At 73.6% G+C, this 26,087-nt stretch carries 32 protein-coding genes and 1 pseudogene; 12 read left to right on the top strand and 21 right to left on the bottom strand.

The genetic code is table 11. The features are described from left to right. Position 1: 1 nt before the first annotated feature. From CCO04_RS06775 to CCO04_RS06730, 10 genes are read right to left on the bottom strand one after another with little or no spacing between them, the layout of a single operon-like run. The gene (locus CCO04_RS06775) at positions 2–1,162 is read right to left on the bottom strand and encodes a flagellar hook-length control protein FliK (RefSeq protein WP_215813354.1); all 1,161 of its coding nucleotides are present in this window, start codon (positions 1,160–1,162) and stop codon (positions 2–4) included. Then, complete coding sequence (locus tag CCO04_RS06770; protein WP_215813353.1) at positions 1,159–2,115, bottom strand: transglycosylase SLT domain-containing protein; 957 nt, start codon at positions 2,113–2,115, stop codon at positions 1,159–1,161. Before CCO04_RS06770 ends, CCO04_RS06775 begins: the two co-directional genes overlap by 4 nt. Continuing rightward, entirely contained in the window at positions 2,112–2,552 is a 441-nt protein-coding gene (locus CCO04_RS06765; protein WP_215813352.1) for a flagellar FliJ family protein, read from the bottom strand. Before CCO04_RS06765 ends, CCO04_RS06770 begins: the two co-directional genes overlap by 4 nt. Beyond that, entirely contained in the window at positions 2,549–3,865 is a 1,317-nt protein-coding gene (locus tag CCO04_RS06760; protein ID WP_215813351.1) for a FliI/YscN family ATPase, read from the bottom strand. The genes CCO04_RS06765 and CCO04_RS06760 overlap by 4 nt, the downstream gene beginning before the upstream one ends. Then, a complete protein-coding gene (locus tag CCO04_RS06755; RefSeq protein ID WP_215813350.1) occupies positions 3,862–4,518 on the bottom strand; it encodes a hypothetical protein in 657 nt (218 codons plus the stop codon). The genes CCO04_RS06760 and CCO04_RS06755 overlap by 4 nt, the downstream gene beginning before the upstream one ends. Beyond that, positions 4,502–5,533 (bottom strand): flagellar motor switch protein FliG, encoded by a 1,032-nt coding sequence (fliG, locus tag CCO04_RS06750; protein ID WP_257753837.1) that lies wholly within the window; start codon positions 5,531–5,533, stop codon positions 4,502–4,504. The genes CCO04_RS06755 and fliG overlap by 17 nt, the downstream gene beginning before the upstream one ends. Next, positions 5,530–7,119, bottom strand: a complete 1,590-nt coding sequence (gene fliF, locus CCO04_RS06745; RefSeq protein ID WP_215813349.1) for a flagellar basal-body MS-ring/collar protein FliF — start codon at positions 7,117–7,119, stop codon at positions 5,530–5,532. The genes fliG and fliF overlap by 4 nt, the downstream gene beginning before the upstream one ends. A gap of 13 nt (positions 7,120–7,132) precedes the next feature. After that, positions 7,133–7,459 carry a flagellar hook-basal body complex protein FliE gene (locus tag CCO04_RS06740; protein ID WP_215813348.1) on the bottom strand — a complete coding sequence of 109 codons (327 nt, stop codon included), beginning with the start codon at positions 7,457–7,459 and terminating at the stop codon, positions 7,133–7,135. After that, a complete protein-coding gene (locus tag CCO04_RS06735; RefSeq protein ID WP_215813347.1) occupies positions 7,459–7,851 on the bottom strand; it encodes a flagellar basal body rod protein FlgC in 393 nt (130 codons plus the stop codon). Before CCO04_RS06735 ends, CCO04_RS06740 begins: the two co-directional genes overlap by 1 nt. Beyond that, on the bottom strand, positions 7,848–8,210 hold the full coding sequence (locus CCO04_RS06730; RefSeq protein WP_215813346.1) for a flagellar basal body protein: 363 nt from the start codon (positions 8,208–8,210) through the stop codon (positions 7,848–7,850). Before CCO04_RS06730 ends, CCO04_RS06735 begins: the two co-directional genes overlap by 4 nt. A 209-nt stretch (positions 8,211–8,419) precedes the next feature. Between CCO04_RS06730 and CCO04_RS06725 the strand changes: the two genes are divergently transcribed. After that, entirely contained in the window at positions 8,420–9,694 is a 1,275-nt protein-coding gene (locus CCO04_RS06725) for a hypothetical protein (RefSeq protein ID WP_215813345.1), read from the top strand. Here CCO04_RS06725 and CCO04_RS06720 read toward each other — a convergent pair. From CCO04_RS06720 to CCO04_RS06705, 4 genes are read right to left on the bottom strand one after another with little or no spacing between them, the layout of a single operon-like run. Then, positions 9,651–10,010, bottom strand: coding sequence for a response regulator (locus CCO04_RS06720; RefSeq protein ID WP_215813344.1), 360 nt, complete (start codon positions 10,008–10,010; stop codon positions 9,651–9,653). The genes CCO04_RS06725 and CCO04_RS06720 overlap by 44 nt on opposite strands. A gap of 23 nt (positions 10,011–10,033) precedes the next feature. Next, entirely contained in the window at positions 10,034–10,510 is a 477-nt protein-coding gene (locus CCO04_RS06715; protein WP_215813343.1) for a chemotaxis protein CheX, read from the bottom strand. Further along, complete coding sequence (locus CCO04_RS06710) at positions 10,507–10,887, bottom strand: response regulator (RefSeq protein WP_215813883.1); 381 nt, start codon at positions 10,885–10,887, stop codon at positions 10,507–10,509. The genes CCO04_RS06715 and CCO04_RS06710 overlap by 4 nt, the downstream gene beginning before the upstream one ends. Before the next feature lie 11 nt (positions 10,888–10,898). Next, positions 10,899–11,741, bottom strand: coding sequence for a protein-glutamate O-methyltransferase CheR (locus CCO04_RS06705; RefSeq protein ID WP_215813342.1), 843 nt, complete (start codon positions 11,739–11,741; stop codon positions 10,899–10,901). Positions 11,742–11,813: 72 nt separating this feature from the next. Between CCO04_RS06705 and CCO04_RS06700 the strand changes: the two genes are divergently transcribed. After that, a complete protein-coding gene (locus CCO04_RS06700; protein ID WP_257753842.1) occupies positions 11,814–12,884 on the top strand; it encodes a chemotaxis response regulator protein-glutamate methylesterase in 1,071 nt (356 codons plus the stop codon). A gap of 3 nt (positions 12,885–12,887) precedes the next feature. Here the strand turns inward: CCO04_RS06700 and CCO04_RS06695 are convergent, their stop codons facing one another. From CCO04_RS06695 to CCO04_RS06665, 7 genes are all read right to left on the bottom strand, one after another. Next, complete coding sequence (locus CCO04_RS06695) at positions 12,888–13,712, bottom strand: hypothetical protein (protein WP_215813341.1); 825 nt, start codon at positions 13,710–13,712, stop codon at positions 12,888–12,890. Further along, a complete protein-coding gene (locus tag CCO04_RS06690; RefSeq protein ID WP_308281144.1) occupies positions 13,709–14,224 on the bottom strand; it encodes a sigma-70 family RNA polymerase sigma factor in 516 nt (171 codons plus the stop codon). Before CCO04_RS06690 ends, CCO04_RS06695 begins: the two co-directional genes overlap by 4 nt. Positions 14,225–14,303: 79 nt before the next feature. Further along, positions 14,304–14,630 (bottom strand): hypothetical protein, encoded by a 327-nt coding sequence (locus tag CCO04_RS06685; protein ID WP_215813340.1) that lies wholly within the window; start codon positions 14,628–14,630, stop codon positions 14,304–14,306. Further along, positions 14,627–15,019, bottom strand: coding sequence for a flagellar export chaperone FliS (fliS, locus tag CCO04_RS06680; protein ID WP_215813339.1), 393 nt, complete (start codon positions 15,017–15,019; stop codon positions 14,627–14,629). The genes CCO04_RS06685 and fliS overlap by 4 nt, the downstream gene beginning before the upstream one ends. Before the next feature lie 11 nt (positions 15,020–15,030). Next, the gene (gene fliD, locus CCO04_RS06675) at positions 15,031–16,368 is read right to left on the bottom strand and encodes a flagellar filament capping protein FliD (RefSeq protein WP_215813338.1); all 1,338 of its coding nucleotides are present in this window, start codon (positions 16,366–16,368) and stop codon (positions 15,031–15,033) included. 112 nt (positions 16,369–16,480) lie between these two features. Next, a complete protein-coding gene (locus CCO04_RS06670; protein WP_215813337.1) occupies positions 16,481–17,278 on the bottom strand; it encodes a flagellin in 798 nt (265 codons plus the stop codon). Positions 17,279–17,407: 129 nt separating this feature from the next. Beyond that, entirely contained in the window at positions 17,408–18,229 is an 822-nt protein-coding gene (locus CCO04_RS06665; protein WP_257753848.1) for a sigma-70 family RNA polymerase sigma factor, read from the bottom strand. A gap of 228 nt (positions 18,230–18,457) precedes the next feature. Here CCO04_RS06665 and flgN point away from each other — a divergent pair, with 228 nt between their 5' ends. From flgN to CCO04_RS29665, 10 genes and pseudogenes are all read left to right on the top strand, one after another. Continuing rightward, complete coding sequence (flgN, locus tag CCO04_RS06660; protein ID WP_215813336.1) at positions 18,458–18,937, top strand: flagellar export chaperone FlgN; 480 nt, start codon at positions 18,458–18,460, stop codon at positions 18,935–18,937. Beyond that, positions 18,937–20,253, top strand: a complete 1,317-nt coding sequence (flgK, locus tag CCO04_RS06655) for a flagellar hook-associated protein FlgK (RefSeq protein ID WP_215813335.1) — start codon at positions 18,937–18,939, stop codon at positions 20,251–20,253. The genes flgN and flgK overlap by 1 nt, the downstream gene beginning before the upstream one ends. A 13-nt stretch (positions 20,254–20,266) precedes the next feature. Then, complete coding sequence (flgL, locus tag CCO04_RS06650; RefSeq protein WP_215813334.1) at positions 20,267–21,157, top strand: flagellar hook-associated protein FlgL; 891 nt, start codon at positions 20,267–20,269, stop codon at positions 21,155–21,157. A gap of 8 nt (positions 21,158–21,165) precedes the next feature. Then, on the top strand, positions 21,166–21,555 hold the full coding sequence (gene fliW / locus CCO04_RS06645; protein WP_252372833.1) for a flagellar assembly protein FliW: 390 nt from the start codon (positions 21,166–21,168) through the stop codon (positions 21,553–21,555). A gap of 120 nt (positions 21,556–21,675) precedes the next feature. Further along, positions 21,676–22,434: an SDR family NAD(P)-dependent oxidoreductase gene (locus CCO04_RS06640; protein WP_215813332.1), complete on the top strand. Its 759-nt coding sequence runs from the start codon at positions 21,676–21,678 to the stop codon at positions 22,432–22,434. Positions 22,435–22,520: 86 nt separating this feature from the next. Further along, positions 22,521–22,685 (top strand): annotated as a pseudogene (locus CCO04_RS28355) (carbon storage regulator); the annotation flags it as partial. Positions 22,686–22,883: 198 nt separating this feature from the next. Then, positions 22,884–23,429 (top strand): hypothetical protein, encoded by a 546-nt coding sequence (locus CCO04_RS06630; protein ID WP_215813330.1) that lies wholly within the window; start codon positions 22,884–22,886, stop codon positions 23,427–23,429. Positions 23,430–23,431: 2 nt separating this feature from the next. Further along, entirely contained in the window at positions 23,432–24,172 is a 741-nt protein-coding gene (locus tag CCO04_RS06625; protein ID WP_215813329.1) for an ATP-binding cassette domain-containing protein, read from the top strand. Next, positions 24,169–25,413 (top strand): hypothetical protein, encoded by a 1,245-nt coding sequence (locus CCO04_RS06620; RefSeq protein ID WP_215813328.1) that lies wholly within the window; start codon positions 24,169–24,171, stop codon positions 25,411–25,413. Before CCO04_RS06625 ends, CCO04_RS06620 begins: the two co-directional genes overlap by 4 nt. Next, entirely contained in the window at positions 25,410–26,036 is a 627-nt protein-coding gene (locus CCO04_RS29665) for a hypothetical protein (protein WP_215813327.1), read from the top strand. The genes CCO04_RS06620 and CCO04_RS29665 overlap by 4 nt, the downstream gene beginning before the upstream one ends. Positions 26,037–26,087: the final 51 nt, after the last annotated feature.

Here is a 26,087-nt window from a genome sequence, read left to right as displayed (position 1 = left end):
CTCAGAGGATCCGGTCGAGGTGGCCCGCGGCGGCGGGCGTCGTGGGCGGCGTCGGTGTCGTGGACGGCGTCGGCGTCGGGGTGGCCTGTACGGTCGCGGCCGGGTGGTCCGCGCGCTCGGAGCCCTGGTCGCCCCGCTGGTCCCGGCCGGCGTGCGCGCCGCCGGGGTCGGCGCCGAGGGCGGTGCCGTCCGGGGCGGCCGCGGTTGTGGTCGCCGCCGGGGTGGTCGGCGTGGCCGGGGTGGCCGGCGTGGAGGCGGCGGCCGGGCTGACCGAGGTGGCAGCGGTGGCCGGGAGCCCGAACGGCTCGCGGACCAGTACCCGCGCCTCGCCGCCTCCGGTCCGCTCCAGCAGCCGCTGCAGCTCCGGGGCCCCGGTCGCGAGCGCCCGGTGGACGGCGGGATTGTCGGACTCGCCCGCCAGCCGGACGTGGACCGTGCCGTCGCGGACCACCAGCGTGACCCGTACCTCGCCGAGCTGCTCGGGCTGGAGGGTCAGGGTGATCCGCTGGGTACCGGGGCGGTCCGTCGGCGTGGACGTCACGATCCGGGTCACCTCGGGGAACACCTGCCGGACAACGCTCAGCGCGACGTCCGGCTGCCCGGGGGCGAGCGCGGGCGCGGCCACGGGCACGGCTGCGGTGGCCGCGGCGCTCGCCGTCGTGGTCGCGGTCGTCGGGGGCGGCGGCGGTGGGGGCGGTGCGGCGGGCTCCGGCGTGGACTCGCTCGCCGGCGGCGCTGCTGCTGGGACCGGGGTCGTGGCCGGGGTCGGGGTCGCCTCGGGCTGCGGTGTCGCCACCGAGGTCAGGTTCCGGCCCAGGGCCGGGGCCGCTGCCGGACCCGGCGTCGGCGCCGTGGTCGGCGGCTGCGTGGGCGTGGGCGTGGGCGCCGCGGTCATGCCGAGCGCCGCGGCCAGGGCACCGAGGAAGTCGTCGGCCGGCGCCGGCTCAGCGGTCTCGGCAGCGGGATCGGCCGGTGCAGCCGACGCGTCCAGCTCGACCGGCGCGGCGAGCGCCGCCAGCAGGTCGGCGAGGGCCGACTGCCCCCACCCCTGACCGAGGTTCCCCTGCCCTTGCGGCTGCCCCTGCGCCTGCCCGAGACCCGCGCCCGCCGGGGGCGTCGGCAGCCCCGCGATCGGCAGCGCGGGCGACGGAGTGATGCTCATCCGTTGCTCCCCATCATGGCCATGACGTTGCGGACGTACCGCTGCGTCTCCGGGTACGGCGGGATCCCGCCATAGCGACTGACCGCCCCCGGCCCCGCGTTGTACGCCGCGAGCGCGAGGTCGGTGCGTCCGAACCGGTCCAGCAGCGAGCGCAGCAGCCGGGCGCCGCCGTCGATCGCCTGGGCCGGGTCGAACGGGTCGTCCACGCCGAGACCGCGGGCGGTGCCGGGCATGAGCTGCATGAGGCCCTGGGCGCCGGCCGGGCTGACCGCGCGCGGGTCGAATCCCGACTCCTGCTTCGCGACGGCGGCGATGAGCGCGGCCGGTACGCCGGTGCGGGCCGCGGCGGCGTCGATCAGCCCCGCGTACGGCGTCCCGGTGGCCGCGCGCCCGACGGGCCCGGAGACCCCGGAGGCGGCGGCCGGCTGGTCGATGATGCGGCGGATGACGTCCGGGGTGGAGGGGACGTCGACGATCCGGATGTTCAGCCCGGTCCGCGGCGCCTCGATCATCTTGCCGTTGCCGATGTAGATCGCGATGTGGTCGACACCGTTGTTGCGGCTGGAGTTGTCCCACGCGAGCAGGTCGCCGGGCTGGGCCTCGGCCATGCTGGCGACGGGCCGGCCGGCAGCGGCCTGCTGGTAGGAGACCCGCGGCAGGTCGTAGCCGAGGTTCTTGTAGACGACCTGCACCAGGCCCGAGCAGTCCATGCCCTTGGTCGGATCGGTGCCGCCCCAGACATAGGGGAGCCCGAGGTACTTGCGGGCCTCGACGACGACGTCCTCGCCGGTGACGGTCCCGCCGGTGGACGGCGTACCGGCCGCATCGCCCGTGGCGGCGGCCAATTCGGTCGAGAAGGCGCCGGATGCCGACGCGGTGCCGCGGGCCGGCGCGAGCTGGGCGAGGCGGGCCTGGATCTCGCTGATCCGGGCGGTGACCAGGTCGATGCTCATCGCGGACCCCGCATCCAGCGCTGGGCGGCGAGGTCGTCGGCCTCGCGGGCCGCCTCCCGCTCCGCCTCGGTACGACGCCGGGCGGCGCGGCGCTCCAACAGGTGCTCGACGGCGGCGAGCCGGGCCTTGTCGGCGCCCCAGCGGGCGCGGGCCTCGTCGCTGACGACGTGCGCGGTCGCGGCCGCGGCGCGGGTCTCGCCGATGAGGACGCCGGTGCCGGCGAGCATCGTGCGCATCGCGAGGAGCGCCCCCGGCGTCGTGGTGGCCGGGACGGCGGCCGCGCCGAGGCCGGTCTCGAGCGCGGTCAACCGTGCGGTGACGGCGGCCTCCTCGGCCAGCACGTGCTGCAGGCCGATCCGGCTGTCGGTCTCGCGCACGCCGCGCACGCGGGCCACGGCGGCGAGTCCCCGGTCGTCCCGGTGTCCGCGGGCGCTCACGACGCCACCAGACCGGCGAGCCGGTCCCAGGTCTCGGCGGGGGCGGTGAGGTCCTCCAGCGACTGGCGCAGGAAGTCCTCGATGCGGGGGAGGCGGGCGAGGGCCGCGTCGGCGTCGGCGTCGGCCCCGGCGACGTACGCGCCGATCTCGACGAGCTCGCGCACCGAGCGGTGGGCGGCGAGCATCCGGCGCAGGCGGGTGGCGTTCGCGCGTTGCTCGGGGGTGGTGACGGCGCCGTGGACGCGGGAGATCGACTCCAGCACGTCGATGGCGGGGAAGTGGCCGGCGGTGGCGAGGTCGCGGGAGAGGACGACGTGGCCGTCGAGGATCGACCGGGCGGTGTCGCCGATCGGGTCCTGGAGGTCGTCACCCTCGACCAGGACGGTGTAGATGCCGGTGATCGAGCCGGCGGACGAGGTGCCCGCGCGCTCCAGGAGACGGGGCAGCAGGCCGAAGACGCTGGGCGGGTAGCCGCGGGTGGCGGGCGGTTCGCCGGCCGACAGGCCGATCTCGCGCTGGGCCATGGCGACGCGGGTGAGCGAGTCCATCATCAGCACGACGTCGCGGCCGGAGTCGCGGAACCACTCGGCGATCCGGGTGGCGGTGAAGGCGGCGCGGAGCCGCTCGACGGCGGGGGCGTCCGAGGTCGCGACGACGACGACCGAGCGGGCGAGACCCTCGGGGCCGAGGTCGCCGTCGAGGAACTCGCGGACCTCGCGGCCGCGCTCGCCGACCAGGGCGATGACGTTGATCGCGGCGTCCGTGCCGCGGGCGATCATCGAGAGCAGGGAGGACTTGCCGACGCCGGAGCCGGCCATGATGCCGATCCGCTGGCCGCGGCCGACGGGGACGAGCGCGTCGAGGGCACGCACGCCGAGGCCGAGCGGCTCGGTGATCCGTGGCCGGCTGAGGGCGTCGGGTGCGGCGTTCTCGGTGGGGACCGAGGCCAGGCCCGGGAGGCCGTCGAGCGCGGGGCCGCCGTCGACCGGGCGGCCGAGGCCGTCGAGGACCCGGCCGAGCAGGGCCTCGCCCACCTGGACGCGGAGCGGGCCGCCCGTCGTGCGGACGTGGTCGCCGACGCGGACGCCGGTCGTCGTGCCGAGGGGGAGGCAGGTGGCGAGGCCGGCCCGGAGCGCGGCGACCTCGGCGAGGAGCGGGCCCTGCGCGGTGCGGACCTCCAGCAGGTCGCCGACGGCGGCCTGGGGGAGTCCGCGCACGTCGAGGTGCAGGCCGACCAGCTCGCTGACGGTGCCCAGGTGCAGGGGCGCGGCCGCGGCCAGGAGCCGTCCGCGGACGGCGGCGTCGACGCTCATGCGAGGACCTCCCGGACGCGGGCCATCGCCTCGCGCACGCGCAGGTCGACGACACTGCCGTCGACCGCCTCGACTAGGGCGTCGGCCGAGCCCAGGGCGGGGTCGGCGATCACGTCGAGGCCGCGCGAGAGCAGGTCCTGCGCGGCGGACGAGCCGGCGACCGACGGGTGCAGCCGGACCGCCCCGACGGGGGCCGGGGGCAGCACCTGCAGCACACGGGCGACCACGTCCTGCGGTCCCATCTTGGCTACCTGGAGGCCGAGCACCGTGGTCGTCAGCGACCAGGCCAGGTCGGTGGCCTGCGCCTCGATCGCGTGGGCCAGGTCGTCGAGCAGCCCCCTGACCTGCTCGGCTGCCTCACCCAGCGCGTCGAGCGCGGCGCGGTGCTCGGCCTCGCGCCGCGCCTCGGCCTCCGTGTGGAGGGCGACGCGGCGGGCTTCCTCGACGGCCGCCTCCGCGGCCGCCGTACGACGGCCCTGGGCCCACCCGACGGCGTACCCCTGGGCCCGGGCGGCGTCGCGCGCCTCGGCGGCGATCCCGCCCAGCAGTGACTCGGTGACCGGGTCGCCGAGCACGCTGCTGCTGCCGAGCCGGGTCCAGGCACCGACCCGCAGCTCGGGGAGCGGCAGGGCCGACTCAGACGATGAACTCATCGTCGTTCCCTCGCCGGACCATGATCTGGCCCTGCTCCTCGAGCTGGCGGATGGTGCGAATGACGCCCTGCTGGGCCTCCTCGACCTGGGCCAGGCGGACGGCGCCCAGCAGCTCGACCTCCTCGAGCAGGTTCTCCGCGGCGCGCTCGGAGAGGTTCGCGGTGATCTTGCTGCGGACCGCGTCGCTGACACCCTTGAGGGCCAGAGCGAGCTCGGCCGTGTCGACCTGGCGCAGCACCTGCTGCACCGACCGGTCGTCGAGACCGACGATGTCCTCGAACATGAACATCCGGCTCTTGACCTCGTCGGCCAGCGCGGCGTCGAGACCTTCGAGGCCCTCGACGATCTGGCGCTCCGTAGGGCGGTCCGAGCGGTTGATGATGTTGACGAGAGGGTCGACGCCGCCGACCCGGGAGACCTCGGCCGGCTGGAGCATCGAGGAGAGCTTGCGCTCCAGGACGCTCTCGACCGTGCGCACGATCTCGGGGGAGGTGCGGTCCATCACGGCGATCCGGTGCGCGACGACCGCCTGCTGGTGCGCGGGCAGCCCGCTGAGCAGCAGCGAGGCCTTGTCGGCGGCCATGTGGGCGAGCACGAGCGCGATCACCTGGGGGTGCTCGTCGGCGATGAATCCCCGCAGCTGCGCGGGATCCGCGCGGTGCAGGAACTGGAACGGCATCTGGACGGCGGCCGCGTGCAGCCGCTCCATGATCTCCTTGGCCCGCTCCGGCCCGAGCGACTGCTCCAGCAGCTGCTGGGCGAAGTTGAACCCGCCCTGGGTGACGTGGGCGTGCGCGGTGGCGAGGTCGTGGAACTCGCTCAGCACCTGCTCGGTCTCGGCCGCGGAGACCGCGTCCAGCCGGGCGATCTCGGCGGAGATGCTCTCCACCTCGGCGTCGCTGAGGTGCGCCATCACCTGGGCGGCGCGCTCCTTGCCGAGCTGGATCAGCAGGATGGCGGCCTTGCGGACACCGAGCTGGACGATGGCGGACGAGGGGGCGGCGATGATCGTCACGGGCGCGGCTCCACGAGCCAGCCGCGCAGCAGGGCGGCGACGTCCTCGGGCTGCTTCTCGACCAGGGCGATGAGCTCGTCGCGCAGCGACTCGTCCTCGTCCTGCTCGGCGGCCTCGAGGGCGGCCAGGGCCGGGGACTCGAGGGCGGCCGCCCGGTTCGCGGCGTCGGAGCGGAGCTGCTCGACCAGGTAGGACCGGGCCTCGTCGCGGGCCGCCGCGCGGCGCCGGGCCTGCAGCCAGGCCAGCACGAGCATCAGGATGATGCCGCCGCCGATGCCCAGGTTGCGCAGCAGCGCGTTGCGGCGGTGCGCCGCGTCGGCGTCCTTGGCGGCGGCGAGGTCGGCCGCGGCGGCCTTCTCGACGCTGCGGTCGAACGGCATCGTCGAGACGTCGATCGTGTCGCCCCGGGCGGCCTTGATGCCGACCGCGTTGCTGATCAGGTCCTTGACGACCTGCGGCTGGATCGCCGCGGCGGCCGTGGAGTCGAGGACCACGCCGACGTGCAGGCTGTTGACCGCGCCGGGCGCCGTCTCGCGGTGCTCGACGGTCTCGCCGACGGCGTTGTCCTTGGTCTGCTTGCGGTTGCGGTACGACGAGTCGGCGTTGCCGGTCGTGCCGGGGTCCATCTGGCCGTCGGGACCGACCACGCCGCCGACGTTCGGGTTGGGACTGCCCGCGCCGTTGTAGGTCTCGTTGCTGCTCGACTCCGAGAGCGGCGGGACGCCGGTCTGCGCGTCGTACTTGCGGCTGTCGGTGACCGACTTGTCGAAGTCGAGGTCCGCGGTGACCGTGGTCGTCGAGTTGCCCGGGCCGACGACGCGGTCGAGCACGGCCTGGATCTCGGCCTGCATCGAGCCCTGGAACTCCTTGACCTGCTTGCTGCGGGTCGAGGCGGCGCCGGAGCCGGCGTCGGCGGCGTCGGTGGTGAGCACCTTGCCGGAGGAGTCGGCGACGGTGACCTTCTTGGGGTCGAGGCCGTCGATGCTCGACGCGACCAGGTTGACCACGGCCTGGACCTGCTCCTCGTCGAGCGACTTGCCCGCGTCGGTGTCGACCAGGACCGAGGCGGTGGCGGGGTCCTGCTCGTCGCTGAACACGCGCTTCTGCGGGATCGCGAGGTGCACGACCGCGGTGTTGACGCCGTCGATCGCCTCGATCGTCTTGCTGAGCTCGCCCTCCATGGCGCGCTTGAAGTTCGTCTGCTCCTGCGACTCCGAGGTGGACAGACCCTGGTTGTCGAGCAGGCTGTAGCCGCCGCTGTCGGAGCTCGACGGCAAGCCCTTGCCGGACAGGGCGATCCGGGTGCTGTAGACGTCGGCGCGCGGCACCATGATCGTGCCGCCGCCGCCGGTGATCTCGTACTTCACGCCCTGGGCGTCGAGCTCCTCGATGACGGCGCTGGCGTCCTTGCCGCTGAGGTTCGAGTAGAGCGGTGCGTAGCTGGGCGCGGAGACCCACCGGAAGACGAGGAAGACCGCGATGAGGAGGGCCGCCGTCCCCACGAGCGCGACGGCCTTCTGGCCGGCGGTGAAGCCGGCGAACGTGTCCCGGGCGCGCGTGAGGTACCGGGTGAGTCGCTGTTGCATCGGTCGATCAGCCTCAGACCTGCATCCGCATGATCTCGTTGAACGCCTCGACCGCACGGTTGCGGAGCGCCACGGTCATCTGGCTGGCCACGGAGGCCTCGCTCGCGGCGATCGTGTAGTCGTGGATGTTCTCGAGCTTGCCGGTCGCGGCCTGCACGGCGAGGCCGTCGGCCTTGTCGGTCAGGCCCTCCAGCCGGTCGAGGCCGTCGAGGACGAGCGAGCCGAACTCGGTGTCGGGGCCGGTCGGCCCGGACACGGCGGTCGACGGCGCGACCGAGGAGATGCCCGTGGCGGCGCCGGTTCCGGACAGGCTGGGGAAGGTCAGCGGCGAGATCTCCATCAGCGCGAGCCGATCTGCAGCGCGGCGGTGTAGGTGTCCTGGGCGCTCTTGGTGACCTGCACCGACGCCTGGTAGCCGCGCTGGGCCATCACGAGCTGGCTCATCTGGGAGGACATGTCGAGGTCGGGCATCCGCACGTAGCCGTCGGCGTCCGCGAGCGGGTGGTCCGGCGAGCTCACCATCCGGCCCTCGGCGTTCGACTGGGCGAACCCGGCGACGTCCACACCGCCGTCGGCGCGCGGGTCGAAGACGACGTACGTCGCGCGGAAGGCCTCCTGGTCGGTGCTGCGCACCGTGTTGGCGTTGGCGATGTTGCCGGCCAGCGCGTCGAGCCACACCTGGTGCGCGCCCAGCGCGGTGTTGGCGATGCGCAGCGTCTCGAAGGCGCTCATGCGCCACCCCCGGCCATCGTGCCCAGGCGGGCGTTCCGGTCGCTGATCGCGCGACCCATGATCTGGTACTGGTACTGCGTCTGGATCGCCGCGATCGACTCCTTGCGCAGGTCGACGTTGTTGTCGTTGGCACCGACGGGCGTCTGGGTGGGCGAGACCACGGCCCCGAGGTCCTCCGCGGACGCGCTGCCGCTCTCGATCGCCCGCGAGAGCGCGGACTCGAACTCCACGCTGCGGGCGCGGAAACCAGGGGTGTCGACGTTCGCGATGTTGTCGGCGATCACCTGCTGCCGGACGGACAGCCCGTTGATCGCGGAGTGCAGCACGAAGCCGACGGCGTCGGACGCGGCGAAGGACACGATCGGATCTCCTGGGGAGTCACCGGCCCGGGGGTCGGCGAAGAGGCGGTGCCGGTCCGTCGGCGGTGGTGAGCAATCCGTCGCTCAACCGGCCTGATCGGTCCGGGCCGGGGCGACCTGAGCGGCGCCGGGCGGGACTTGGTCCCGAAAAGTTCGGCCGAACGGCGGGCCCGGGGGGTTGTGTCGGATCCTTGTGTTGTCATCTCCGTATGGCACTCGGGACCGTCTCCACCTCGCTCCAGCGGCTGCGCGCCGGCGTCGTCCACCGCGAAGGACTGCTGGTCGCGGAGTGGACCGAGATCGTGGCGTGGGCCGCGGACCACACGGTGTCCTCGCGCGAGCGGGCCGCGACGATCGGCGACGGCCGGCTCGACACCGGGCTGCCCATCGCGGGCGCCGGAGCGCCGTGGGTCTCCGAGCTCGCCCTGGTCGACCTGCTCGCGGTGCTCGACCGTCCGGCCGACCGCGGGCGCCTCTACGTCGGCCGGGTGCTGGAGTGCGCCTGGCGGCTGCCCGGGGTCCACGCCGCCGTGGTGGGGGGCCGGCTGGCGCCGTGGCGGGCCGAGCAGGTCGCCGCGCGCACCCGGCCGCTGAGCGTGGCGGCGGCCGGGTTCGTGGACGCTGCGCTGCGCGAGCTCACGAGCGCGGGGTGGGACCGGGTCGAGGACCTCGTGGTCGAGGCGGTGCTCCGCTGCGAGCCCGAGCGGGCGGAGCGCGAGCGGGTGGCGGCCGCCGACGCCCGCGACGTCCAGGTCGGGGCGCCCGACGGGCACGACCGGGTGGTCGTCGACGCCGTCCTGGCCGCGGCGGACGCCCGGGCCCTCGACGTGGCGCTCGACCGGCGGGCCTACCTGCTGCGCCGGGCCGGCAGCACCGCGAGCCTCGACGTGCGCCGCTCGATGGCGCTCGGCGCGCTGGCGCGCCGGGACCTGCTCCGCTGCGACCTAGACGAGGACGACCGAGAGCAGCCCGTCGCCGTACCCGGCGATCGACACCTTCAGGTCCTCGCGCCGCCCCAGGGTCAGCGTGCTGATCCGCAGCTGCGGGTCGAGCGGGGGACCGGCGGGGTGCAGGGCGTGCAGGCGCAGGTGCTCGGCGCCGGCGACGTTGAAGGTCGAGGCGGCGATGTTGAGGACCTCGTAGAGGTTCTCGCTGAGGGTGTCGGTGAGCTTGCCGTCCTCGAGCGCGGCGACGGCGCCGCCGACGGGGACGAGCCCGATCGCGGCGCCGGCGTGGGCCGAGAAGGCCAGGTCGCCGACGATGAGCGCGCGGATCCGGAGGCTGTCGTCGACGTACACGGCGACCGAGGCGGGCGTGTCCGGCCCCGGGGCATAGGGCGCGGTGGGCTCCAGGGTGACCTCGCGACCGAGCAGCTCGGTGAGCAGGTCACGGACCTGCTTGGTCAGGGGGAGGTGGATGGCCATGGTGGTGCTCCGGCGCTCAGAGGACGCTGCGGAGCGCGTCGTCGAACGCCTCCGGGGTGAACGGCTTGGCGATGAGGAAGGCCGCACCGGCGGCGTCGGCGCGCTGGCGCATCTCGTCGGAGCCCTCCGAGGTGACGAAGCCGAAGGCGACCGTGGACCCGGCGGCCCGCAGCGCGGCGAGGCAGTCGATGCCGTTCATCTCCGGCATGTTCCAGTCCGAGAGGACGAGGTCGGGCGCCTCGGTGTGGACCAGCTCCAGGGCCTGCCGGCCGTTCTCGGCCTCGACGATCTCGTGGCCACCGTGGCCGGCCTGACGCAGCGTGCGGATCACGATCTGCCGCATCACCCGGCTGTCGTCGGCGATCAGGATCTTCATGGGGTGCTCATTCCTCGGGAGGTTCAGGCGGGGACGTGGACGGAGATGCGGACGGGGGCGCCCTGCCAGAGCAGGTCGAGGCGGCAGGCCTCGCTGACGTCGTGGGCGAAGGCGGCGCGGCCGGCCGCGACCGCGGGCAGCGACAGCACCGACGGCCCGGGCATCAGGCTCTTGACGTTGCCGCCGACCATGTTGACCAGCTCGCCGACGGCATCGGCGACGTCGGCATCGGCGGCGGTCTCCGTGGCGGGCAGGTCGAGCATGCGCGCGGTCAGGACCCGGGCGACGGACTCGTCGAGCTCGACGGTGACGACGCCGTGCCAGCCGCCGCTCACCGTGGTCGCGGCCGACCACGCACCGGCGGCGTCGAACGGCGTCCCGGCCGGTACGGCGCGCGGCGCCAGCGGCTCCTCGTCGCCGAGCAGCGCCATCCAGACGTCCTCGGTGACGGCCAGGACGTCGTCGGTCGCGGGCGTCTCGGCCGACGCGAGCGTGCTCATGCGCTCACCTGCCGGTCCTCCGAGAGCAGCCCGAGCAGGGCCAGCTTGTCGACGATGGCGTCGGGCGTGAACGGCTTGATGACGTACTCGTGCGCCCCGGCGGCGAGAGCCCGGACGATCTGGCGCTGCTCGCTCTCGGTGGTCACCATCATCAGCGTGATGTCGCGCCAGGCCGGGTTCGCGCGGACCTGGGTGATGAACGTGTAGCCGTCCATCACCGGCATGTTCCAGTCCACCAGGCACAGGTCGGGCACCTCGCCCGCCTCCAGCTGGTCGAGCGCGGCCTGGCCGTGCTCGGCCTCGGTCGTCTCGAAGTCGAGGTCGGTGACGATGCGGCGCAGGATGCTGCGCATCGCCCGGGAGTCGTCGATGATCATCGCGCGCACGGTCAGGCTCCTGTGCTGGTGAGGGACAAGGCAGGCGCGCGGCGGTACGCCGGCACCCGGCCGATCTGCTCGCGCTGCCAGGCGGCGGCGAGGTCGGGAGGCAGGTCGAGCGTGGTCTCGGACGAGCCGAGGAGGAGGTAGCCGTCCGGCGCGAGCATCGGCAGCATCCGGCGCAGGATGTCGGCCTTGGTGGCGGCGTCGAAGTAGATGAGGACGTTGCGCAGCCAGATCACGTCGAACGTGCCCAGCCCGACGTACGGCGCGGCGAGGTTGAGGTGGCGCACGGTGATCCGCTCGCGCAGCCGCTCGGCGATCTCCCACTCGCGCCCGACCCGGGTGAAGTAGCGCACCAGGCTGGTCGCGGGCAGCCCGCGGTTGACCTCGACCTGGCTGTAGCGCCCGGCGCGGACCCGCTCCAGCATCTGGGTGGAGATGTCGGTCGCGACGATCTCGTACTGCCAGCCCGCGGGGAGGTGCTGGTCGAGCAGCATCGCGATCGAGTACGCCTCCTGCCCGCTGGAGCAGGCGGCGCTCCAGATCCGCAGCCGGCGGGTCACGGAGCGTGCCTCCAGCAGCGGCGGCAGCATCGCGTCGGTGAAGGCCTGGTACGGCGAGTGGTCGCGGAACCAGCTGGTCTCGTTGATGGTGAGCGCGTCGATCACCTTGCGCCGCTCGTCGGCGTCGAAGGCCAGCCGGGCGACGTACTGCTCGAGGCCGAGGCCGCGCGCGTTGGCGAGGGGCGTCAGGCGTGCCTCGACGAGGTACTCCTTGCCCTCGTCGTACACCATCGACGTCTCCTTGCGCACCAGCGCCGAGACGGAGGCGAAGGCGGAGGTCGCGGTCATGCCGGTCTGATCGGCGCTCCGGCGGACTTCCTGAGCGCTCAGGCCGCGCCGGGTCGGGCCGATGGGACGGGGGTGACACAGATCAGGGTGCTCGTGGTCGACGACTCGGCGCTGGTGCGGCGGCTGGTGACGGCCGCGCTCCAGCAGGCTGCCGACATCGAGGTCGCCGGCGTCGCCCGGGACGGCCTGGAGGCGGTCCGGATGGTCGACGAGCTGCGCCCCGACGTGGTCACCCTCGACATCGAGATGCCGAACCTCGACGGTCTCGGCGCGCTCACCCGGATCCGCGAGAAGCACGCCCGGTTGCCGGTCATCATGTTCTCGACGCTCACCGAGCGCGGGGCGACCGCCACCCTCGACGCGCTCTCCCGCGGGGCCTCGGACTACGTCACCAAGCCGTCCAACACCGGCCAGATCGCCGACGGCATCGCGGCGATCCGCGACCAGCTCGTGCCCCGGATCCGCGCCCTGGCGGGCATCCGCAAGCTGACGCCCGGCGTCGGCGGCGGCCGGCCCGTCGTACGGCGGGCGCGGGCGCTGCCGCCGACGGCCCCGGTCTCGGCGCTGCTCATCGGCTGCTCCACCGGCGGCCCGGACGCGCTGGCCCGGCTGCTGCCCCAGCTGCCCGGCGACCTCGGCGTACCGGTGCTCGTGGTGCAGCACATGCCCCCGGTGTTCACGGCGATGCTCGCCCAGCGGCTCGACAAGGTCTCCGCGCTGACCGTCCGCGAGGCCGCGGACGGTGACGAGGTGCGGGCCGGCGAGGTGCTCATCGCTCCGGGCGACTTCCACCTCCGGGTCCGGCGTACCGCCCTGGGGGGACGGGCCGTGCTCGACCAGGGCCCGCAGGAGAACTTCTGCCGCCCGGCGGTCGACGTCCTCTTCCGCTCCGCCGTCGAGGTGTACGGCGGCGGTGCGCTCGCCACGGTGCTCACCGGGATGGGCCAGGACGGCCTCGCCGGCGCGCGCGACCTCGCCGCGGCCGGCGCCCGGATCATCGTCCAGGACGAGGATTCCTCGGTCGTGTGGGGGATGCCGGGAGCAGTGGCCGGCGCGGGTCTCGCCGACGACGTGCTGCCGCTGGAGCGGCTCGCCGAGCGGATCACCTCGACCGTGCGGCGCTCCCGGACCGCGGCGGTCTGATCGTCAGCGGGTCGTGAACCAGCGCGGGCTGGTCACCATGGCCCGTGCCTGCGTCCGGTCGAGCCGTGGCTCGGGGGCGACCACACCGACGAGGAAGCCGTCGTCGGTGTAGTAACTGACCCAGAGCTCCTGCTGGTCGTCGCCGCGGCCGGGCTCGATGAGGAGCCAGCCGCCGTCGACCTGCGTGCACCGAGGCGCCGGAGAGATGCGGTAGGCGCCCTGGCAGGCCTCGCGGGCAGTGGTGGTGACGCGCTGGTTGCGCGCGGGTCCGGCGACGGCGGCGTAGCCGTCCCAGCGCTGCAGCGTGACGCTCGCGCTCGCGCCGTCGAGCAGGAACGACACCCGCCGGCCGTCGCGCGAGGTGTCGTTCATGAGCGTGATCACCCGGCTCCCCACGTGCTCGACCTCGAGCCCGGTGAGCGCCACGCCCGGGGGCACGAGGCCAGCGGTGACGTCGGCGAGCGCAGCGTCGGGCACGAGCCGCCGCTCGGTCGCGATCACCGGCCCGGTGCCGGGGGCATAGGTGGTGGCGGCCGTCGGCGACGGGTCGGGCGACGCGGTGTGGGTGGTCGGTTCGACGGCGACGTCGCGATCGCCCTCGCCCGGCCCGGAGCCGTCGAGGACGCCCACGAGACCGGCGGCACCGGTGACGGCGACCACCAGGGCGGCGCTCGTCCACGCGGTCGCCACGCGCCGGCGGTGCCGGCTCCGGCGGCGGCGTCCGTCGCTGAGCGCGTCGCCGAGGATGCGGGCCTGGACGTCGGCGCCGGGCGGGTCGATCCCCGCGCAGGTGCGGGTGATCAGGTCGGTCAGCTCGGTGTCGGTCACGATTCCGTCCTTTCGGGGACGAGGTCGGCGAAGGAGAGCCCGAGACGCTCCCGGAGGACGCGGCGTGCCCGCATCAGCCGCTTGCGCACCGCGCCCTCGCTGCTACCGACCTGGCGGGCCACGTCGGCGATGGTTGCGTCGTCCAGGTAGTGCAGGACGACGACCGCACGGTCCTTGGCGGCGAGCCCGTCGAGCGCGGCGAGGAGCGTGAGCCGCAGCGCGTCGTCGGCCGTGTGCTGTGCCTGCTCGGGCAGCTCGTCGGTCGGCCGCTCGTGGGTGCTCGCCCGGCGCTGCTGACTGATCCAGGTACGGGTCAGCGTCGTCTGCGCGTACGCCGCGGGGTTGGCGATCTTGGGACCCCAGTGGGCGTAGACCTTGCCGAGCGTCTCCTGGACGAGGTCCTCCGCCCGGTGCCGGTCGCCGCACAGCAGCCACGCGGCGCGGTAGAGGTGGGGCATCCGGGCGCGGGCGAACGCCGTGAACTCCGCCTCGTGCCGTTGGTCCGTGCTCACCGTGCGTTCCTCCTCAGGGGTCTTCTACACCCCTCGACGCACGAGGAACCACGGCTGTTCCACCGGAACCCGGATCAGGTCAGGCGGTGACGTCCAGGTAGATCGGCGGCACGGTCGCGGCGGTGGCGTCGCCGACCCGGTCCGCGATCCGCTGCTGCTGGCGCTTGTCGGAGAGCACGGCCGGGATCGCGGCCATCAGCCGCTGCTGGCGGGCCAGGAGCTGCCGGGCTCGGGGGACCAGCTCGCTGGGGAGCGGGCCGAGCTCGGCCGACGGCTGCCAGGGGGTGGGCGTCGGCTCGGCACTCTCGCCGTGCAGGAGGCGCTCGGCGCGGTCGGCGTGGGCCTCCAGGCGATCGAGCGCCTCGGTCCACGAGGAGGGGCGGTCGGGGGTGTGCGGAGCGGTCATCGCAGCGCCGCCGTCATCGCGGCCTCGCGCCAGGTCTCGCACAGCTGCCGGGCCAGGCCGAGGGCCTCCTCGGTGGTGGCGGTGCGCCGCCGGACGTTGGCGATCACGAGCCGGGTCCGGAGGTACTCGTAGAGCGCGGCCAGCTCGCGGCCGCCGGGCATCGCGGAGACGTCGAGGCTCGACTCCAGCTCGACCACGATGTCCTGCGCGTGCATGAGGTGGTGGTGCGCCTGGGTCCAGTCCTCCGCGCGCTGGGCGGCGAGGCCGCGCTCGACGTCGAGGACGAGGCGCTCGACCAGCATCACCAGCAGGCGAGCCGGGGACGCCGTCGCCACCGCGTTGTCACGGTAGGCGGACTGGGCGTTGCGCACGGTCGGGGTGGCGTACATCGGTCAGGTCCTCACTGGTTCGAGTTCGCGTTGAGGGCGTTGAGCTGGCTGGTCAGCCACGAGGACTGGCCCTGCAGCTGGGAGAGCGCCTTCTCCAGCGCGGTGTACTGGCGCTCCAGGGTGGCCCGGCGCAGCTCGAGCCGGCCGTCCCAGCGCTCGATGCTGTCGTTGAGCCGGGTCACGGTGACGTTGCGGCTGGTGATCGCCTGGGTGACCGTGCCGTCGTACTTGTCGCTGGCGGTCTCGGCGGCCTTCTGCAGCCGCGCCGCGAAGCCGTCGGTGCCGGTGAAGGCGGCCGCGGTGCCGGCCGGGTCGGCGGCGTAGGCGTCGGCGAACTTCTGGGTGTCGAAGGTGAGCTTGCCGTAGCGGTCGACCTGGATGCCGTACTTCGCCATCGAGGTGCCGTCGGCGGGGTAGATCGCGTCCGCGAGCGAGCTGGCGACGTCGCGCAGCGTGCTGTCGCCGGCCAGCACTCCCTTGGTGGTGAGGCTGTTGAGCGTCAGGTTGCCCATCTGCGTGATGAGCGCGTTGGCCTCGTCGACCAGCGACTTCACCGAGGCCGAGCGGCTCGCGGCGTCGCGGCTGACGGCGACCTCGGCGGTGCCGGTCGCCGTGGCGCCGAGCGTGATCGTGACGCCGGGGACGACGTCGGTGAAGGTGTTCGACGAGGACGTGGCGGTGATGCCGCCGATGTCGATGCTGGCGTCGCGGCCCGCCCGCGTGGTCGCGCCGCCGAGGAGGGGCGCGCCGGCCGAGTCGGTGAGCTCGAAGGACCCCGCGGCGCCGGTGGTGGCGGACTCGACGAGGAGGCGGTACTGCTCGGTGCCGCCGGCGCTGCCGGTGCGGACCAGCGTGGCGCGCACGCCCGCGTCGGCGCCGTTGATCGCGGCGGCGAGCTCCTCGAGGGTGCCGTTCGCGGTGCTGATCGCGACGTCCGGCTGCCCGGCCCGCTTGAGGAGGACGCCGTTCGTGGCGCCCGTGACCTGGTCGGTCTTGGCGTGGGCGTCGGTGAACGCGAGCTGGTGGCTCAGCGCGGTCTGGCCGACGGTGACCGTGAAGGCCGCGGGGCTGGCGGTGCTGGTCGCGGTGACGGAGACCGCGGTGTTGCTGGACGTCGCGGCGAGGTTGGCCCACGCGCCGGTCGTCGTCGACTGCATGGTCTTCGCGGACGTCACCAGCGCCTGCAGCGCGGTGTTCACCTTCTGCAGGGCGGTGATCCGGCTCTGCTCGGTGGTGACCTGCGTCTTGAGCTTGGTCTGGGGGAGGGCCTCGAGCGCGATCAGCTGGTTGATGATGTCGGCCGTGTTCAGGCCACTGGCCAGTCCGCCGATGCTGCTGGTCGCTGCCATGGGGTTCGTCCTCCTGGGTGCGGGGGTGGGTCATACCCCCGGAAGTACCCGAGCGCCGGCGGGGCCGCCGGCCCCACCGGCGCTCGGTTGGTGCTGTGGTGCAGTACGAGGATCAGCCGCGGAGCAGCTGGAGCACGCCGTTCGGGGCCGAGTTGGCCTGGGCGAGCATCGCCGTACCGGCCTGGGAGAGGATCTGCGAGCGGGTGAGGCTCATCATCTCCTGGGCCATGTCGGTGTCGCGGATGCGCGACTCGGAGGCGGACAGGTTCTCGATCGCGACGTTGACGTTGTTGATCGTGTGCTCGAACCGGTTCTGGACCGCACCGAGCTCCGCACGCTGCGTGGAGACGGCGGTGATGGCGGTCTGGACGGCGTCGCTGCCACCGGCCGCGGTCAGGGTGCCGACCGCGGTGGTGAAGTCGGCCAGGGCGGTGGCGGAGACGGTGATGGTGTCCGCGTCCGCGTAGCCGACCTGGAAGTCCAGCGCGGTGCCGCCGAAGAGGGCGACGCCGTTGAACTTCGTGTTGTCCTTGATCCGGGTGATCTCGGCGTTCAGCTCGGTGACCTCGGCCTCGATGGCGGCCTGCGAGTCGGTGTTCTGGGTGCCGTTGTTGTACTGGACGGCGAGGTCGTTGATGCGCTGCAGCATCGAGTGGACCTCGGTGAGCGCACCTTCAGCGGTCTGCGCGACCGAGATGCCGTCCTGGGCGTTGCGGACCGCGACCTTGAGGCCACCGACCTGCGAGCGCAGGCCCTCGGAGATGGCCAGACCGGCGGCGTCGTCAGCGGCCCGGTTGATCCGGAAGCCGGACGACAGCTTCTCCATCGACTTCGAGAGCTGGTTCTGCGTCACCGACAGGTTGCGGTACGCGTTGGTCGCCTCGATGTTCTGGTTGATGCGAAGACCCATGATGTTTCCCTCCTGGAACTGAAAGGTCGTTTCTCGGGTGACCGTCCGTGGTCTCCCGTCGGGGTGGTGATCGGTCCCCGATCACCGCGCCTGAGAGGTTTTTCGGCAGTGGTTCTCAGGCGACGCTTCTCAGCCGACCGCGTCGAGCGGTACGACGACCCCGCCGTGCGCGCCCTGCGCGTGCCGTGCGGCCACGGCGGCGAAGTAGGACTCGCGCCGGCGCTGGGCGACGCCCCCGCTCTTGCCGTTCTGCTTGACCAGCGACGGCTCGAGCGCGTGGTTGAGCGCGTCGCGCAGCAGGGTGAGTGCCTCGGCCCGCATCTGCGAGATCCGCGAGTCGGTGACGCCGAGGTCGGCGGCGATGTCGGCCATCGGCCGCTCGGAGAAGAAGTAGTCCTGCACGACGACGCGCAGCCGCTCCGGCAGCTCCTCGATCGCCTCGCGCAGGTAGGTGAGCCGCTCGGCGTGCTCGATGAGCTCCTCGGGGGAGGGCGCGCGGGTGGCGACGAGCTCCTCGATGGGGGTGGCGCTCGATCCCTGCAGGGAGAGCACCTGGGCGCGCGAGACGTCGTCGTCGTTGGCGGCGACCTCGTCCTCGCTGAGGCCGGCCGCGCGGGCGACCTCGGCGACGGTCGGGGTGTGGCCGAGCACGCTGGCGAGCCGGCTGCGGGTCTCGGCGAGGTCGCGGGCGCGGCGGCGGACCGAGCGGGAGGCCCAGTCGACCGAGCGCAGCTCGTCGAGCAGCGCGCCGCGGATGCGGGTCGCGGCGTAGCGGTCGAACGGGACGCCGCGGGACTCGTCGTACGCCTTGGCGGCGAGCACGAGCGCGGTCAGTCCGGCGGAGGTCAGGTCGTCCCGGCTGACGTGCGACGGCACCCGGCCCATCGTCTCCCGCACGATGTGGCCGACCAGAGGCATGTGGGTCGTGATCAGCTCGTCCGTCTCGTTCACGTGCACGACATTCCGGCCTCGCGTGGGCGTGGCGCAGCCCAATTGCGCCAAACGGGCCTATCGGTCCGGCAATACGGGACGGAGTCCCGGTACCCCCTGGTCACGACGAACCTCCGGGAGATGACCGTCCGGCTGAGGTAGATCGCCCGAGACCGCTCAGGTCGCCCTCACCCCGGGCGATGGGTAGGGCCGAGATCGCTCCACCGGGAGCGGACGGAAGGGCGTGGGATGGACAGGCTGTCGCAGATCCTGTGGCGCGAGCGGGAGCTCCTCGAGCTCTTGGCGTACAAGCTCGAGGTCGAACGCCTCGTGCTTGCCAGCGGCCGGACCCGATGGCTGGTCAACGCCACCCGCGAGATCGAGGTCCTCCTCGAGGACCTCCGCGCGACCGAGGTGCTGCGGGCGACCGCCGCCGACGAGGCTGCCGAGCAGCTCGGCCTCACCCCGAACCCGTCCCTGGCCGCCCTCGCCGAGGCCGCCGAGGAGCCGTGGCGCGGCATCCTGCTCGATCACCGCGACGCCCTCGTCGGGGTGGCACGCGAGATCGCGGAGACCTCCGAGGACGCCAAGGGCCTGATCACCGCGGGCTACCGCTCGGCCCGCGAGACGCTCCTGGCCATCGGCGGTACGTCGACCGCGAGCTACTCCGCGGCCGGTGCCGCGGTCGCCGACGCGCCCCGCTCGCACCTGCTGGACCGGAGCCTCTGATGGCCGGCTCGTTCGGCTCCATCGGCACCGCGCTGTCGGGCCTTCGCTACAACCAGGTCCTGCTCGACGTCGCGGGCAACAACATCTCCAACGCCGACACCGAGGGCTACGTCCGGCGTCGGGTGGTCGGCTCGTCCGTCAGCAGCGCGGTCCCCGCCCTGTGGTCGCGGTACGACGGCCACGGCGAGGGCGTCACCGTCGGCGAGGTCCGCCGCATGGTCGACCCGCTCCTCGACGCCCGGGTCCGGCGCGAGCACGGCATGCTGTCCTACCTGCAGACCACCAGCACGGTGCTGTCGCGGGTCGAGGAGGGCATCGGCGAGCCCGGTGCCAACGGCGTGCACGCCGCGATGCTCGACTTCCGCAACGCCTGGCAGGACCTGGCCACCAACCCCGGTGGCGCCGCCGCGCGCCAGCAGGTGCTCGGCCGGGCCGAGACGCTCGCCCAGGCGCTGCGGGTCCAGGTCTCCAACATTGCCGGCGAGGAGGCCGACCAGCAGGTCCACCTGACCAGCCTGGTCAGCGAGGTCAACACCGCCGCGACCGACCTCGCCGCGCTCAACCGCAGCATCCTCGTCACCGAGGCCAACGGGACCGACGCGGGCACCCTGCGCGACCGGCGCGACGTGCTCGCGCTGCGCCTGTCCGAGCTGACCGGCGCGACCACGACCGTGCGCCCCGACGGGCAGTTCGACGTCTCGGTGGCCGGCTCGCCCCTCGTCAGCGGTGACACGGCCAGCACGTTCGCGATCGACCCCGCCGCGACGTACGGCGGCGCGGTCGGCGCCGTGCGCAACCTGCTCACGACCACCCTCCCGGCGTACCGGGCCGGGCTGGACGCGGTCGCCGCCGACCTCGCCAACGCCGTGAACGCCCAGCACGCACTGGGTTTCGACGCCAGCGGCAACCCGGGCGGGGCGTTCTTCACGTTCGACCCGGCTGTCGGTGCCTCCAGCCTCCAGGTCGCGATCACCGACCCCGACCTGGTCGCCGCGTCCTCGCTCGGCGGCACCGCCCGCAACGGCGACAACGCCGACGCGCTCAGCCGCGTGGGCACCTACGCCGACGCCTACCAGAAGCTCGTCAACGGCTTCGGTACCCAGGTCGCCGCCGTCGGCCGGCAGACCGCCAACCAGGCCGCCCTGACCGGCTCCCTCGACGACGCGTGGGAGCAGCAGGCCGGCGTCAACCTCGACGAGGAGACGGTCACCATGCTGACCGCGCAGCGTGCCTACGAGGCCGCCGCACGGCTGCTGACCACGCTCGACGAGGTCCTGGACACGCTGATCAACCGCACCGGCATCGTCGGTCGCTAGGACAGGGAGAACGATGAGCATCGGGCGCGTCACCCAGCGGATGCTGACCGAGGGATCGCTGAGCCACCTCCAGCAGGGCCTCGGCCGGCTGGCCCGGCTGCAGGAGCAGCTGTCCACCGGCAAGGTCATCAACCGGCCCTCCGACAACCCCACCGGGACCACCGCCGCGATGCGGATGCGCGGCTCGATGGCGGACCAGACGCAGTACTCCCGCAACGCGCAGGACGGCCTCGGCTGGCTGACCCAGATCGACAGCGCGCTCGACTCGGTGACCTCCACGGTGCGCCGGGCCCGCGACCTCGCCCTCCAGGGCGCCAACGCCTCGGCGTCCGGCCAGGTCGCGCGCGACGCGCTCGCCACCGAGGTCGAGGGGCTCCGCAAGGAGCTGCTCTCGCGCGCCAACACGACGTACCTGGACAGCCCGGTGTTCGGCGGCGTCACCGCCGGGCGCACGGCGTACGACGCGAGCGGCAACTACGTCGGGACCGTCGGCGACGTCAACCGCCGGGTCGCCGAGGGAGTCGTCGTCAAGGTCGACCTCGACGGCCCCGCGGTCTTCGGCGACGGCGCCACCTCGGTCTTCGCCGAGCTCGACGCCCTCGCCACGGCGCTGCGCACCGGCGACAAGACGGGCATCAGCAACGCCATCACGACGCTCAACACGCGGATCGAGACCATCACCGCCGGCCGGACCGCGGCCGGCACCCGCTACCAGCGGCTCGAGCAGGCCGACCAGGCCGCGGGCGACGCCAAGATCTCGCTCGACAAGCAGCTCAGCATGGTCGAGAACGCCGACCTGGCCGAGACCACCGTCGCGCTCAAGCTCCAGGAGGTCGCCTACCAGGCCGCCCTCGGGGCGACCTCGCGCGTGCTGCAGCCCAGCCTCATCGACTTCCTGCGATGATCGCGACCATGGACATCCCCGTCATCGAGCTCGCTCACCCGATGCCCGGCTTCCCAGCCGACGAGCGCTTCGCGCTGGTCCGGCTCGACGACACCGGTGTCCTCCACGGGTTCCGCTCGCTCGACAGCGACGACCTGCAGTTCGTCGTCGTCCCGCCGGCGCCGTTCTTCCCGGACTACGCGCCGGAGATCGCCGACGAGGTCGCCGACGAGCTCGGCATCTCGTCCGACTCGGCCGACGAGGTCCTCGTGCTCCTCGTCGTCCGCGCGGGCGCCACCCTCGCGGACACGACGGTCAACCTCCGGGCTCCGCTCGTGGTCAACCCGGCCACCCGGCGCGCCAGCCAGGTGATCCTGGACGACGCGGAGCTGCCCCTGGCGGCACCGCTCGTCGCCTGACGCCGCCTGACGGATCGTCGTTTTGCGCAGGGCAGCGGGGTCGTCGCTGTCCGGCGTACGGCGTTCGTGGTGCGGTGGTCCTCCCATCGCGCTTCGTGCGCCGACGCAGGAGGATCTCGGATGTCCGACCAGAGCACCACGCCCCCGCACCCCAGGTTCGCCGGGCGCCGGGTGATCGTCACCGGGGCGGCGGGAGGGATCGGCCGCGCGGTGGCCGACCTGTTCCGTGCCGAGGGTGCCCGCGTGGTGGGGACCGACCTCGCCCCCGCCGCCGGCCGCAGCGGCCCGGATGACGTCGTCCCCTGCGACCTGACCGACGACGCGGCACGCGATGAGTTCGTCGCCGCTGCGCTCGCCGAGCTGGGCGGGCTCGACGTGCTGTGCCACGTCGCCGGCGTCCAGCGCTTCGCGCCGATCGGCACCCTGACGCCGGAGCTGCTGCGCCTGCAGCTCGACGTCAACGCGCTCGCCCCGATCATGATCACCCAGGGCTGCGCCGACGCCCTGGCCGAGAGCGGGGGCAACGTGGTGGCGGTCGCCTCGATCGCCGCCGTGACGGGACAGCCCTACAACGCGGCGTACTGCGCCTCGAAGGCCGCCCTGCTGCTCGGCATGCGGTCCCTCGCGATCGACCTCGGCACCCGCGAGGTCCGGGTCAACTGCGTGTCACCGGGCGGCGTGGACACCCCCTTGATCGAGACGGCCCTGGCGAGCCTGCCTCCGGACGCCGACCCTGCGCTGATCAGCCGGATGTCCCCGGCCGTGCCGGGGTTGATGGCTCCCGACGACATCGCGGCGGCGGTGCTCTACCTGGCCTCGGACGCGGCCGCGTCCGTCACCGGCGCGAACCTCGTCGTCGACCGCGGCACCCTGTGGTGACCGCCGACGGCCGAACGGACGCCTCGCGGGACGGCGTCGTGCCTGTCGTTGGGACAAGGGGGTTCTCAGCCCGCTAGCCTCGTTCCGTGCTGGTTCTCTCGCGCCGTGTCGGCGAAAGCGTCGTCATCGGCGACGGATCGCCCGAGGCCGTGACGATCACCGTCCTCGAGGTGCGCGGCGACGTCGTACGGATCGGCATCGACGCCCCCCGCTCGGTCGCCGTCCACCGCGCCGAGCTGCTGGCCCAGCTCGCGGACGCCAACGCCGACGCGGCCTCGCCCTCCGAGAGCGCCGTGGCGTCGCTGAGCGAGGCCCTGCGCGGGGCCGACGCCGAACGCGACTGATCGACGGCCGCTCCTAGCTCGATCGCGAATCGTCGATCGAGTTGCTGTCCACTCATGCCAGGATGGGCATCTATAGATGACCATCTCGTTCTCGGAGGCTCCGACATGCACCACCTCACGTCCGCGCCAGCCCGGTTCCGGGCCGGCGCGCTGCTCCTCCCACTGCTCTGCTCGCTGGCGATCGTCGCCGTCCTCGGCACACCGGCCGAGGCCAAGGTCCGTTCGTGGAACAACGCCACGACGCCGTTGACGGTCTTCGACGGCGGCAAGGCCAAGGGCGCCGGCTACGGCACCTGGCAGATCGGCACCACCGTCAACGGCACCCGATCGCAGGCATACGGCTACCTGCGGGACAGCGACCCCGGCAACGGCTACAAGGTCTACTTCGAGCTGATCACGCAGAGCAACTCCGGCATCTGCCTCTCGCCGGAGTACACCTCCTGCACGGCGGAGTTCTACGACGGCGCGCGCCAGTTCTCCGACTTCGACAAGGAGACCTGGGGCAAGAGCTCGTGGTCGCCGCGCTTCTACGCCTCGACCGCGGTCAACCCGTCGGGCAGCTACGCCCGCGCCCGGATGCGGATCGGCGAGTCCAACAAGGGCCCTGACTCGCACTCCAAGAACAAGCTCACCAAGGGCAACCCCTACTGAGCATGGACGAGGTCCGTTGCGACGGCGTCGAGGTCGTGCGCGGTGGGTTCCGGCTGGGGCCGATCAACCTGACCATCGGCCGCGGGGTGACCGTTCTGGTCGGCCGCAACGGCGCCGGCAAGACCACCCTGCTGCAGGCGCTGGTCGGGCTGGTCCCGGCTGTCGCCGGTCGGGTCGAGGTGGCGGGCGTCGCCCACGGCGACCGGCGCCGTCGGGCCGAGCTGGCCCGCCGGATCGGGTACGTCCCGCAGGGTGCCGAGGCGCCCGGCGGGGCGCGGGTCGTCGACCTGCTCCGCTACGCCGCCTGGCTCAAGGCCGTCCCGCGCGCCGAGACCGCCGCGCGGGTCGCCGACGCGCTCGACGAGCTCGACGTCGCCCACCTCGCCACGCGGCGTGCCCGCACCCTGTCCGGCGGCGAGCGGCAGCGGGTGTCGATCGCCATGTCGCTGGTCCACCGGCCGGTGCTGCTCGTCCTCGACGAGCCGAGCGTCGGCCTCGACCCCGTCCAGCGGGTGGCGCTGCGCGGGCTCGTCGACCGGCTGGGTGAGACCCGCGCGGTCGTGGTGAGCACGCACGTCGTGGCCGACATCGACGCCGACGACGACACGGTTGTCGTCCTCGACGCCGGCACGCTCACCTTCACCGGCACGGCCGCCGCCGTCGCGGCCGGGGCGCGCCCCGGCGACAGTGGCGGCAGCGACCTCGAGCGCGGGCTGTGGCGGTTGCTGGGAGCCGGCGCGTGAGCGGGGGATCGCGACTGCGCTACCTGCTCGGGACGTCCAAGGCGACGCTGGCCGTCGTACCGATGCTCGTCGCCTTCGGCTACGCCACGCTGCCGAGCCTGGCGACCTGGCGCGGTGACGGGTGGTGGGGCCTGAACCACCTGTCCCAGGCGGTGCCCGTCGCCGTCGTCCTCACCGCGTTCGTCGCGGGATGGGACGCGGGAGCGCCGAGCAGCGGTGCCCGAGCACTGCGCGATCGCGTGCCCGCGGCCGGGTGGCGAGTCCACCTGACCTTGCTGGCGTTGCCGATGGCCGCCGCGACGGTGCCCTACTTGCTCGGCCTCGGCACGCTCGTCGTGGCGACCGCGACCGCGGACGGCGTTGTCGCGCCGTCGGCCGGGCTCGTGGTCCTCGCCCACCTCGCGATGCTCGCCCTGGCCGCCTCGGCGGGCGTCGGCGCCGGGTGGTTGCTGACCTCGCCCTACGCGGCCGTCACCGCCACCGCCGGTGTGGCCGCGCTGCTGTTCTGGACGCTCCCGGGTGGGGGATCGCTGTTCGCCTTCCCCGGGACGAGCGGACCGGTCGCCGAGCAGGTGGCGCCGTTCAGCCGCTACGGCGTCGCCGCCCTGGGGCTCGTCCTGGCTGCGGTGCTCCTCGCGCTTCCGGCGCTCTCGCGCACGGCCGGCCGCGCCGTCGTACTGGCGAGCCTGGCCGCGGCGCTCGGGGCGCTGGGGGCGTCCTCGCTCGCGGTGTCGCCCGAGCTCTACGCCGCGTCCGGCGAACGACCCGGGCGCTGCCTGACCACGTCGGTCACGGTGTGCGTCTACCCGGGTTACGACCGGTTGCTCGAGCCGGCCGGAAACGAGCTCGAACGCTTCCTGGCGCACGCCGAGGAGCGCGGTGTTCCGCGGTCGGCGTTCCCCACGCGCTACGAGCAGGGTGGCAACCAGCGCACGCCGCCGGGGGTGGGCGAGCTGTTCGTCGGTGCCCGCTCGCTGCGCGAGCGCGCACTCGACGCCGACGCCGTCGCGCAGTCGGTCGCAGCACCGCTCTGGTGCGCCGAGATGTTCGCCGACAGCCCGCCGCTGGGGCTGCTCGGACGTAGCGGCCTGGTGCACGACTGGGCGCTCGGGATCGAGGGTGTGCTGCCGCCGGAGCAGTTCCTCGAGCTCCACCCGGACCAGCGGGGCCGCAGTCCTGCCCAGGTGGCCGCCGACGTGCGCGCCGCCCTGGCCGAGACCCGCGCGTGCACCAACACGTGAGCGCCCGCCGGCCGCCGGTGCCCGAGACATTGCGTGTGGTCGGCTTCCACCTGCGGCTGCGCCCCCTGACGGCCCTCGGTCTCGTCGTCTGCATCGCCACCCTGCTGGTCAGTGCGGGCCAGACCGTGCCGAGCCTGCTCGACGACGTACGGATCCCGCGACCGCGCGCCAGCCTCCCGGTCGGTTGCGCCGCGGCGTCCCTGCTCGTGCTGCTGGTCCGGCCGATCCTGGACGGCGCCGAGCACACGGCCGCCCGCGACCTGCGGTGGGCCCGGCTGGTCCTGCTCGCCGTGGTCGTGGGCGGCGTCCTCGGCGTCGCCGCGGCCGCCTCCTGGTTGCTCCCCGCGCCGGCCGTCGCGCTGCGCGCGCTCACCCTCGCCGGGGCGCTGATGGGGATCGGGTTGGCCGCTGGGGTCGCTGGGTCCTTCTGGGGGCTCGTGGTGCCGTGGCTCTACGTCGTGTCGGGGCTGGCGTTCGGCTATCCCGCCAGCCTCACGCAGGGCACGGTCAGCGTGCGACCGTGGGCGTGGCTGGTCGCCCCGGACGTTCCGGTCGGCGCCGAGCTCGCGGTGCTCGCCGCCGGGATCGTGCTGGCCGGCGTGGTCCGTCCCCGCGGGACCTGACCCCTTCCGTACAGGCCGAAAGTCCCGACTCCCTTTACGCGTCTCATCCGT

The sequence above is a fragment of the Pimelobacter sp. 30-1 genome (assembly GCF_018831735.1).
Taxonomy (GTDB): domain Bacteria; phylum Actinomycetota; class Actinomycetes; order Propionibacteriales; family Nocardioidaceae; genus Nocardioides.
This window is presented reverse-complemented; position numbering and strand designations above follow the sequence as displayed.

Excerpts from the sequence above, each read along its gene's own strand:
- CCO04_RS06715 (WP_215813343.1), bottom strand. The coding sequence starts at position 10,510 with ATGAGCACGCTCGCGTCGGCCGAGACGCCCGCGACCGACGACGTCCTG.
- CCO04_RS06710 (WP_215813883.1), bottom strand. The coding sequence starts at position 10,887 with ATGATCATCGACGACTCCCGGGCGATGCGCAGCATCCTGCGCCGCATC.
- flgL (WP_215813334.1), top strand. The coding sequence starts at position 20,267 with ATGAGCATCGGGCGCGTCACCCAGCGGATGCTGACCGAGGGATCGCTG.
- CCO04_RS06725 (WP_215813345.1), top strand. The coding sequence starts at position 8,420 with ATGGCACTCGGGACCGTCTCCACCTCGCTCCAGCGGCTGCGCGCCGGC.
- CCO04_RS06760 (WP_215813351.1), bottom strand. The coding sequence starts at position 3,865 with ATGAGCGTCGACGCCGCCGTCCGCGGACGGCTCCTGGCCGCGGCCGCG.
- CCO04_RS06755 (WP_215813350.1), bottom strand. The coding sequence starts at position 4,518 with ATGAGTTCATCGTCTGAGTCGGCCCTGCCGCTCCCCGAGCTGCGGGTC.
- CCO04_RS06705 (WP_215813342.1), bottom strand. The coding sequence starts at position 11,741 with ATGACCGCGACCTCCGCCTTCGCCTCCGTCTCGGCGCTGGTGCGCAAG.
- CCO04_RS06775 (WP_215813354.1), bottom strand. The coding sequence starts at position 1,162 with ATGAGCATCACTCCGTCGCCCGCGCTGCCGATCGCGGGGCTGCCGACG.
- flgK (WP_215813335.1), top strand. The coding sequence starts at position 18,937 with ATGGCCGGCTCGTTCGGCTCCATCGGCACCGCGCTGTCGGGCCTTCGC.
- fliW (WP_252372833.1), top strand. The coding sequence starts at position 21,166 with ATGGACATCCCCGTCATCGAGCTCGCTCACCCGATGCCCGGCTTCCCA.
- CCO04_RS06625 (WP_215813329.1), top strand. The coding sequence starts at position 23,432 with ATGGACGAGGTCCGTTGCGACGGCGTCGAGGTCGTGCGCGGTGGGTTC.
- CCO04_RS06685 (WP_215813340.1), bottom strand. The coding sequence starts at position 14,630 with ATGACCGCTCCGCACACCCCCGACCGCCCCTCCTCGTGGACCGAGGCG.
- CCO04_RS06720 (WP_215813344.1), bottom strand. The coding sequence starts at position 10,010 with ATGAAGATCCTGATCGCCGACGACAGCCGGGTGATGCGGCAGATCGTG.
- CCO04_RS06630 (WP_215813330.1), top strand. The coding sequence starts at position 22,884 with ATGCACCACCTCACGTCCGCGCCAGCCCGGTTCCGGGCCGGCGCGCTG.
- fliD (WP_215813338.1), bottom strand. The coding sequence starts at position 16,368 with ATGGCAGCGACCAGCAGCATCGGCGGACTGGCCAGTGGCCTGAACACG.
- fliS (WP_215813339.1), bottom strand. The coding sequence starts at position 15,019 with ATGTACGCCACCCCGACCGTGCGCAACGCCCAGTCCGCCTACCGTGAC.
- fliF (WP_215813349.1), bottom strand. The coding sequence starts at position 7,119 with ATGCAACAGCGACTCACCCGGTACCTCACGCGCGCCCGGGACACGTTC.
- CCO04_RS06735 (WP_215813347.1), bottom strand. The coding sequence starts at position 7,851 with ATGAGCGCCTTCGAGACGCTGCGCATCGCCAACACCGCGCTGGGCGCG.
- CCO04_RS06770 (WP_215813353.1), bottom strand. The coding sequence starts at position 2,115 with ATGAGCATCGACCTGGTCACCGCCCGGATCAGCGAGATCCAGGCCCGC.
- CCO04_RS06670 (WP_215813337.1), bottom strand. The coding sequence starts at position 17,278 with ATGGGTCTTCGCATCAACCAGAACATCGAGGCGACCAACGCGTACCGC.
- flgN (WP_215813336.1), top strand. The coding sequence starts at position 18,458 with ATGGACAGGCTGTCGCAGATCCTGTGGCGCGAGCGGGAGCTCCTCGAG.
- CCO04_RS06740 (WP_215813348.1), bottom strand. The coding sequence starts at position 7,459 with ATGGAGATCTCGCCGCTGACCTTCCCCAGCCTGTCCGGAACCGGCGCC.
- CCO04_RS06640 (WP_215813332.1), top strand. The coding sequence starts at position 21,676 with ATGTCCGACCAGAGCACCACGCCCCCGCACCCCAGGTTCGCCGGGCGC.